Genomic DNA, 7,098 nt, shown 5'->3' on the forward strand with positions numbered 1-7,098 from the left:
CAGCGTTTTGCCGAACCCTATATCGAAGTGATCAAGGCCGCCCGCGGCTGATCGAATCACGCCGTTCCGTAGGCCGGGTTAGCGGCGCCTGCCACTGAGCTGCGGACGCCGCCTTCGACCGCCGCGTAACCCGGAGTGGCGCCAGGTTTGACACCGCAATGGTGAGTTACGGCGCGCGGGGTTCTGTGGCATGAGCGACGTCCCTGCGTGCGCCTAAGCCACCCTACAACACCCCGGCCTTCTTCCAGGCCAGGTAGCGGCTGACCAGTTGCGGACCCAGTTCACTGGGGCGGGCGTCGAGCACCGGCACCTTGTGCGCGGCCAGGCGCTCGTGCAGGCCGGCACGGTCGTTGAGGTAGTCGACCGTGCCGCAGTAGCTCAGGGCCGTGGCAAAATCCTCGACCGGCGTGTGGCGCAGGCTGTCGAGCACTTCTTCGCGCAGGCTGGCGATCAGCACGCGGTGCTGGCGGCCGATGCGTTTGACCGCGCGCAATAATTCCTCGTCATCTTCGTCGCGCAGGTTGCTCACCAGCACCACCAGGGCGCGGCGCCGCTGGCGGGCGAGCAGGCTGTCGGCCGCGGCGGCGAAGTCGGCCGGCTGCAGGGTGCTGCGCAGGTCGTATACGGCGTTCAGCAGCACATTGAGTTGCGCCTGGCCTTTGACCGGCGCGAGGAAGCGCTGCTGCTCCCCGGCGAAGGTCGCCAGGCCCACCGCGTCACCCTGGCGCAGGGCCACATAGCTGAGCAGCAGGCAGGCATTGAGGGCGTGATCGAAGTGCGCCAGTTCGCCGTCCTGGCTGCGCATGCGCCGGCCGCAGTCGAGCAGGAAGATGATCTGCTGGTCGCGCTCGTCCTGGTATTCGCGGGCGATCGGCGTGCGTTTGCGTGCGGTGGCCTTCCAGTCGATCTGGCGCAGGCTGTCGCCGTCGCGGAATTCGCGCAGCTGGTGAAATTCCAGGCCCAGACCGCGGCGTGGCCGCTGGCGCACACCAAGCTGGCTGAGCCAGTCGTCGACTGCCATCAGTTGCGCGCCATACAGGCGGGCGAAGTCCGGGTAGACCCGGGTTTCCCCGGGCAGGGCCAGGTAGCGGCGCGCGCACCACAGGCCTAGTGGGCTGGGCAGGGCGACCTCGCACTGGGTAAAACTGAAGTGCCCGCGCAGCAGCGGCCGCACGCGGTAGGCGAGCTGCGCCTGCTCGCCCGGGCGCAGTTCGATGCGCTGCGGCAGATGCTCGAACGCCATGCCGTCGGCCACGTGGTCGAACACCTCCAGCGCCAGGGGCTGGGCATAGGCATGGTGCAGGCTCAGGCGCACCTCGCTCCAGCGCCCCAGCGGCAGGTTGCCCGGCAACAGCCGTTCGAGGCGTGGCGAGGGCAATTTGCGCACGCGCAGGGCATCGACCAGCGCCGCGCCGGTCAGCATCAGCAGCAGGGCCCACCAGAGCGCGTGCAGGCTCTGCGGCACCTTTATCGCCAGGGCCTGCAAGGCGCCGAGGGCAATGGCCAGGCCGAGCAGGACGCCGAGCAGGATCAGCAGCGCGCGTGCGGGCTTCATGCGCCAGCATCCAGGAGCGACAGGTTCATAGGCGCGGCGCCGCAACCTGATCGAGCAATTGCTGGAGCACTTGGTCGACCGACAGGCCTTCGATATCCAGCTCCGGCGCCAGGCGCACGCGGTGGCGCAGCACGGCCAGGGCGCAGCCCTTGATGTCGTCCGGCAGGACGAAGTCGCCGCCGCGCAGCAGGGCGCGGGCGCGGCCGCCGCGGACCAGGGCGATCGAGGCGCGAGGCCCGGCGCCGAGAATCAGCCCCGGCCAGGTGCGGGTGGCGCGCGCCAGGCGCACGGCATAGTCGAGCACCTGCTCGTCGAGCGGCAGGTCGCTGGCGATCTTCTGCAGGGCCAGCAGATCCTTGGCTTGCAGCAGGGCGCGCAGCGGAGTGACGTCGAGCATGTCGGCGCGGGTCGAGCGGGTGACCTGGCGCACCATGCTCAGCTCCTCGGCCTGCTCGGGGTAGTCCATGCGCAGCTTGAGCATGAAACGGTCGAGTTCGGCTTCGGGCAAGGGGTAGGTGCCTTCCTGCTCGATCGGGTTCTGCGTGGCCAGCACCATGAACGGCAGCGGCACCGCCAGGGCGCGGCCTTCGAGGGTGACCTGGCGCTCCTGCATGACCTCCAACAGCGCCGCCTGGGTCTTGGCCGGGGCGCGGTTGATCTCGTCGGCCAGCAGCAGGTTGGTGAACACCGGGCCCTTGCGCAGTTTGAACTGCTCGCTCTGCAGGTCGTACACGGCGTGGCCGGTGACGTCGCTGGGCATCAGGTCCGGGGTGAACTGGATGCGCGCGAACTCGCCACCGAAGCAGCGCGCCAGTGCGCGTACCAGCAGGGTCTTGCCGAGGCCGGGAACGCCCTCGATCAGCACGTGGCCGCCGGCGATCAGGGCGGTGAGCACATCGTCGACCACCGCGTTCTGGCCGATCAGCGCCTTGTGCAGTTCCTGGCGCAGGGCCTGGGCCAATTGGCTGGCGCGCTGGCGTTGCGACGTCGAGCCGCTTGGCGCTTGTTCCGGGACGGCGGCGGGGCTCAGTTGTTCGGGCGTGTATTCGCTCATAGGGCATTCCTGAGTGTTTGCAGGTGGGCGACCTGGCGGGTGAAGTCGACGGCGGACAGGCGCTGGCTGGGCAGCGGTCGCATGGCTTGGCTGATGGCGCGGCTGGGCAGGCGGGTCAGGCGTGCCAGCAGCTGCCATTGTTCGGTCACGCCGAGGCGTTCGAAACCGGGGTAACGGCGGCGCGCACGGCGCTGGATATCCGCTTGCAAACCCTGCAGCAGGCTGTGCTGGCCGCTGCGCCTGAGGAGGAAATCGGCGCTGCCGCGCAGGTGCTCCTGCAATTGCCGGCGACTCGGGCTGGCCGGTGCTTGCAGCGGCCCCTGGCGCATGCCGACGCGCCACAGGCCGAGGCCGAGCAGCAGGGCGAGGGCCAGCAGGGCCTGGGGGAAATGGCGCAGCAGCAGGCCGAACAGGTCGTCGCGCTCGGCGTGGTAGAGCAGGGTCACGGCGCTGTCCTGACTCAGGTACCAGAGCAGCCAGGCATTGTCGTAAGCGGCGATGCTGTCGTTCTGCCAGATCCAGGCGTCGCTCAGCACGCTGACCAGGCCATCGCCGTGGTAGAGCTGGACCAGGTGGGTCGCCGCGGCGCTGTTGGCCCAGGCATGGGCGCGGTTGTCGGCATCGTAGAGGTGAAAGCCGGTATCGAAACCGAAGTAGGCCGGCGCTTCCTCGTTTTCCAGGTAGAGCTGGGTCAGTTCCGGGTAGGCGCCTGCTGCGGTCTCGTCGGCATCCAGGGCAGGCTCTTCGGCCTCGCCGTCTGGCTGGTCGAGGTCGTCGCTCTGGTACTGCTGCAGGCCGAGGCTGTCGAGCAGCAGGTCGCCGCTCTGACCCTCATCCTCATCCCACAGGCGTTCGGCGACGAACACCAGATGCCCGCCCTTGGCCGTCCATGCCAACAGGCGTTCGACCTGGCGCGGGCTCATGCGCTGGCGATCGGCAAGCAGCAACAGGGTCTGCCCGGCACTGGGCAGGCTCGCTAGCAGCCGCAGGTCCTCGCTGCGCTGCACCTGCAGGCCCTGCTGGCGGAGAAAGTGCTCGGCGGCCAGGTACGGGTTGGCCTGCGCCTCGGGTGCCGGGCCGTGCTCGAGGGTTTCTTCATAGGGCTGGAGGTGGCTCAGCAGGTAGAGGCCGAGCAGGGCCAGGCCAAGCATGAGCGCGCTGCCGAGCAGCCACTGGCGGCACCTGCTCATGTTCGTACCCCGCTGTCGAACAGGTGTCGCCAGTCTTGGCACAGCGCCTGGCGCAGCTCGTCCGGCGGCAGGCGATGGCCGTAGGCGAGGTTCTGCCAGTGCTGGGTCAGGGCCTGGCTGAAGCTGCTCAGTTCGCTGTGCTCCAGGCCCTGGACCAGGCGCAGCACCTCGCTCTCGGTGTGGGCGCTGTGCAGGGGCAGGCGATAATCGTCCAGCAGGCGGCTGAGCAAGGCGCGATAGAGCAGGCCGAGGGCCGCGCGCGGTTGTTCGGCCCAGAGCCGTTCGACCGTGCCGGCGACATCCGCGGGCAAGCTTTCGGCGGCCACTTCCAGGCCGAACAGTTGGCGGCTGGGCGGCGTTGCGGCGCGCTGCGGCAGGCCCAGACGCCCGGCGAAGGCGCTGAGCCATTGTCGGTAGCGCCAGACCAGCAGGGCCGCCAGGCCGAGCAGGGCCACCCAGAGCAGGGCCTCGAAAAACAGCGCGACGGCGTCGATGCGGTTCCAGAACTCGGCCAGCTTGAAGAACTTCTCCAGCAGTTCCAGCAAGCCGCTGAGTTGTTCTTCGCTCGGCTGGTCGGCCTGTTCTTGCTCGCCGAAGCGCCAGCGGGTGACGGTTTCACGGTGTTCGAAGGGCGGTTGCTCGAGCAGTTGCTCGATGCTGCGCTGGGCCGCCCGGCTGCTCAGCGGTTGCTTGAGCAGGCGCGCGGCCTCGGGACCTATGGAGTCTTCCACCTGCAGTGGGCTACTGCCGCGCTCGGCGGCCATGGCCGACGTTGGCGCCTGCAGCAGCACCAGGCCGCAACCGAGCAGCAGGGCGTAGGCCAGGCCGGTCAGGCGCTGGCGCAGTTGGCGGAATACCAGTTCGATATCCCAGCCCTCCAGGGCGGTACGTCGATTCAGGTAGAGGGTAAAACCGCAGGCGACGTAGACCGGCTCCCAGACGATCAGCACCAGCACATAGAGCAGGTTGGACAGGTGTTCCAGCCACAGCCATTCGCCGGCTGCCGCATTGGCCAGGCTTTGCCAGCTCCAATCCAGCTCGATCTGCGCCGGCAACAGCAGGTAGAACAGGCTGACCAGGCCCAGCCACAGCGCCATCTCCAGGTGCATGCCAACCATCGTCAGCCAGGTCGCGGCGCCCGCATCGCGCTGGCCCAGGACCACCAGGCGCTGGCTGCGCGCCTGGCCGGACAAGCCTTCCAGTTGCAACACCGGCAAGTCGAAGCTGCGCGTCGCACTGAAGCGGCGCCAGGTCAGGCTGGCCAGCAGTTGCGGCCTGAGCAGGCCGGGCAGGGCCTTGAGCGCTTGCCTGAGGCTGGGCGTGTCGCCGAACAGGGCGCGGGCGAGGATATGCAGCGGCAGGCGCTCGTAGGCCGGCTTCAACCACCAGAAGACGAATATCGCCCAGCCCGGGTAGTCCCAGAGCAACAGGCAGAGCAGGGCGAACAGCGGCAGGCTGACCAGGGCCCAGCTGGCCATCAGCAGGCCGGCATGCCGGCGCGCCAGCAGCACGCCGAGGTCCAGGGCTTCCCAGGGGCTGCGCGGGCGGATCGCCACGCTGGCATCAGTCAGGCGCATGGGCACCTCGGCCGGCCAGCAGCAGGTAGCCCAGTACCAGCAGCCAGAGGGCGGCGCCAACCGCATATTTGACGCTCGGCTCGGCAAAGGTCATCGATGACCAGTAGGCCTCGACGAATGCCGCCAGCACCAGCAGCACAATCACCCCGCCGATCAGGCGCACGCTGCGCCCGGCGGCCAGGCGCAAGGCTTCGCCGCGTGACCGGCGACCAGGCGCGAGCAGGGCCCAGCCGAGCTTGAGGCCGGCGCCACCGGCCAGGGCGATGGCGGTCAATTCGAAGGCGCCGTGGCCGATGACGAACGACCAGAAGGTTTCGCCGTAGCCGATCTGGCTCAGGTGGCCGGCCACCGCGCCGATCATCAGGCCGTTGAACAGCAGGAAGAACAGGCTGCCCAGGCCCATTAGCAGGCCGCTGGCGAAGGTCTGAAAGGCGATGCCGATGTTGTTCATGATGTAGAAGCCGAACATCAGCCAGTCGTCGCCCGAGTGGCGCTCGCCGAAGCGCCCGAGGCGCCGGGCATCGGGGTCGTACATCTGCTCCATGCTCGCCACCTGGTCAGCATCGACCAGGCTGTAGATCAGCGCGGGGAACAGGTAGACCAGCGTGCCCATGACCAGCAGGCTGCCGAAGAACACCAGGCTGGCTACCAGTACGCAGCGCCATTCGGCGCGGACCAGGCGGGGGAAACCGGCCAGCAGGAAACCGAGCAGCTGCGCGCCCAGGGGGCTGCGATGGCGATAGAACTGCTGGTGGCCGCGCAGTGCCAGTTGCTGCAACTGCTCGATCAGGTGGTTGCTGTAACCGCGGGCCTGGGCCAGGGCCAGTTGCTGGCACAGGCGCCGGTAAGCGGCGGCGAAGCCCTTGCATTGCTGGCTGTCGGCCTTGCCGCGCTCGAGCGTGTCGAGTTGTCCGGCGAAGGCTTGCCAGTCGGCCTGGTGGCGGTTTTCGAACAGGCTCTGTTTCATGCCGGCCCCAGCAGGCCGCGGGCGATGCCGTTGATCCGTTGTTCCGCCTGCTCGGCCGGTACTTGCAGCGGCTCGGCCAGAATAGCCGCCAGCTCGGCGCGGCGTTCACCGGACAGGCTGGCGCCACGCTCGGCAAAGCCGAGCAGGGCGCGTTGTTCGAGCAGATCGAGGGCGAAGGGCGCATGCAGCGGTTCGGCCTGTGGCAGGCTCGGCCGCGCAGGCGCGGTGTCGCGGTAGACCACCAGGGTGCCGGCGGCGATATCGCCGAGGCGCTTGAACGCCGGGTGATTGAGGCAGCTGAGAATGCCCAGGGTGTAGCCGAACGGCAGGATATCGACGAAGCGCAGCAGGTTGCGGGTCAGCGAAGCGGCCCAGCCGACCGGGGTGCCGTCATCGTGCACCACGCGCAGGCCGAGGAGCTGCTTGCCCGGCGAGCGGCCCTGGTTGAATACCTCGAACAGCACCATGTACCACCAGGTCACCAGGAACAGCAGGATGGTTGCCAGGCCCATGCCGAACTTGCCGAGCAGGCCGAGAACGACATAGATCGCCAGCAACAGCAGGCCGCGAATCAGCAGGTCGATGGTGAAGGCCAGGGCGCGCGGCACCAGGCCCGCCGGGCGCAGGAGCAGGTCGATGCCCTCCGGGGTTTCCACCCGATAGCGGGTATCCAGCGGCGGGCACTGCGCTCGGGAGAAACGGGCGACTGGGTCGAGGGGCATTGGCAGACTGCATCGAAGAAAGCCCGATGCTAG

The 7,098-nt window shown here is 68.5% G+C and carries 6 protein-coding genes; all 6 read right to left on the minus strand.

Annotated features, from left to right (window positions below; all coding sequences use genetic code 11):
- Nucleotides 1–223: 223 nt before the first annotated feature.
- From ABZE94_RS18965 to ABZE94_RS18990, 6 genes are read right to left on the minus strand one after another with little or no spacing between them, the layout of a single operon-like run.
- Nucleotides 224–1,555, minus strand: coding sequence for a DUF58 domain-containing protein (locus ABZE94_RS18965; protein ID WP_372877412.1), 1,332 nt, complete (start codon nt 1,553–1,555; stop codon nt 224–226).
- Nucleotides 1,556–1,580: 25 nt separating this feature from the next.
- A complete protein-coding gene (locus ABZE94_RS18970; protein WP_372877414.1) occupies nt 1,581–2,609 on the minus strand; it encodes an AAA family ATPase in 1,029 nt (342 codons plus the stop codon).
- Complete coding sequence (locus ABZE94_RS18975; RefSeq protein ID WP_372877416.1) at nt 2,606–3,799, minus strand: DUF4350 domain-containing protein; 1,194 nt, start codon at nt 3,797–3,799, stop codon at nt 2,606–2,608. Before ABZE94_RS18975 ends, ABZE94_RS18970 begins: the two co-directional genes overlap by 4 nt.
- Nucleotides 3,796–5,376, minus strand: a complete 1,581-nt coding sequence (locus ABZE94_RS18980; protein WP_372877418.1) for a DUF4129 domain-containing protein — start codon at nt 5,374–5,376, stop codon at nt 3,796–3,798. Before ABZE94_RS18980 ends, ABZE94_RS18975 begins: the two co-directional genes overlap by 4 nt.
- Nucleotides 5,363–6,343, minus strand: coding sequence for a stage II sporulation protein M (locus tag ABZE94_RS18985; RefSeq protein ID WP_372877420.1), 981 nt, complete (start codon nt 6,341–6,343; stop codon nt 5,363–5,365). Before ABZE94_RS18985 ends, ABZE94_RS18980 begins: the two co-directional genes overlap by 14 nt.
- On the minus strand, nt 6,340–7,065 hold the full coding sequence (locus ABZE94_RS18990) for an RDD family protein (protein ID WP_372877422.1): 726 nt from the start codon (nt 7,063–7,065) through the stop codon (nt 6,340–6,342). Before ABZE94_RS18990 ends, ABZE94_RS18985 begins: the two co-directional genes overlap by 4 nt.
- Between the last annotated feature and the right edge of the window lie 33 nt (nt 7,066–7,098).

Origin of the sequence: Pseudomonas sp. (assembly GCF_041601375.1) — a bacterium.
Taxonomy (GTDB): domain Bacteria; phylum Pseudomonadota; class Gammaproteobacteria; order Pseudomonadales; family Pseudomonadaceae; genus Aquipseudomonas.